Source organism: Fibrobacter sp. (assembly GCA_024398965.1).
GTDB lineage: Bacteria > Fibrobacterota > Fibrobacteria > Fibrobacterales > Fibrobacteraceae > Fibrobacter.
Genome location: JAKSIF010000147.1, coordinates 1 through 1,403 on the forward strand (window position 1 = coordinate 1; position 1,403 = coordinate 1,403).

Genomic DNA, 1,403 nt, shown 5'->3' on the forward strand with positions numbered 1-1,403 from the left:
ATGAACTGACCCCAAAAAGTTGGACAGTTGAAAGCTAGGATAAAACTGCGTAATGAGTCCGGTACCCAACCGGGCTCATTCCTTTTAGACGTGATTTTATCCGTTTGTTGTTGTAATACTCGATGTAGGTCTTGAGTTCCTGCTTGAAGTGATCCATATCCTTGAACTCGTTGGGATATAGTAGTTCCGATTTCATGATGCCGAAGAAGTTCTCCATCATGGCATTGTCAAGGCAGTTGCCCTTGCGGCTCATGCTCTGTACGATATCATAATCATGCAGTTTTCTTTGGTAACTGTGATGCTGGTAATGCCAGCCTTGATCCGAGTGCAGAATCAGTTTGTCATCAACATGTTTTTTCTCGAGAGCCTTGTCCAGCATGCTCATCACCATTCTTAGATCCGGATGGTCTGAGATGGTGTAGCTGATGATTTCGCCATTGTACATGTCCAGTATTGGCGACAGGTAACACTTGTCCTGACCGATGTTTATCTGGGTTACGTCGGTAGTCCACTTCTGATTCGGCGCTGTTGCCGAGAAGTCTCGATTGATGATGTTTGGCGCAGTCCTGCCCACATCGCCCTTGTAGGAACGGTACTTGCTTCCCCTGCGGATATTCTTCAGGTTTTCCTCCTTCATGATTCGGTACACGGTCTTGTGGTTGATCGTAAAGCCTTCGTTCCTTAGCTCGTCCCTTATGCGGCGGTAGCCGTAACGCCCCTTGTTCTCTGCGTGTACGGCCTTGACCCGCTTGCGTTCATCGGCGTAGCGGTCGGCTTTCTTCCGGATGTTGTAGTAGTATGTGGAGCGGGACAGCCCGCTTGCCTTCAGGAGATGCTTAAGCGCATGCTTGTCGCTCAGTCCTCGGACTGTCTCGGCCCTATACCGAACATCTCGGCATTCTCTTCCTGGTCTAGGGCCTTCAATTTTTTTAAGTAGGCGTTCTCCGCTTCAAGATATTCCACACGCTCTCTAAGGCGTTCGAGTTCTGTCATGCCCTTTGCTGATTTCTTTTTCTTTGGCATCTTCGGAGGCCTCCCTTTGTGTTTCGTGGCGAGCAGTTCTTCGTAGCCACCGCGGCGGTAGTTCTTCAGCCACCTTTTAATGGTTGCTAAGCTGATTTGGTACTTAACTGCTGTTGCGGAGAAAGATAGAGATTTATTGTTAATGTCTTCTATGACCTTTCTCTTTACCGCAGGCGTTGGCCGTGAGTAGCTTCTACGCCCTGTTGGAAACGTCCCCGATTGTTCATATTGCATGCAACGGCAGTACACCTCGTTTTTATCAAGTTTAGTTTTCTTGGCAATCTGTGCTGGAGACATCCCGCTTATGTAAAGATGGAATACAAGTTGCCATTCTTCTTCTGTGTGTTTCTTATACATGAAAACCCCGAAAGTTTTGTCCA

At 47.8% G+C, this 1,403-nt stretch carries 2 protein-coding genes; both read right to left on the minus strand.

Features of this window, described 5'->3' with window-relative positions:
* Positions 1-34 precede the first annotated feature (34 nt).
* Positions 35-925 (minus strand): IS3 family transposase, encoded by an 891-nt coding sequence (locus MJZ26_15190; GenBank protein MCQ2107120.1) that lies wholly within the window; start codon positions 923-925, stop codon positions 35-37.
* The coding region (locus tag MJZ26_15195) for a helix-turn-helix domain-containing protein (GenBank protein MCQ2107121.1) at positions 856-1,403 on the minus strand (548 nt) is incomplete at its 5' end. The genes MJZ26_15190 and MJZ26_15195, both read right to left, overlap by 70 nt.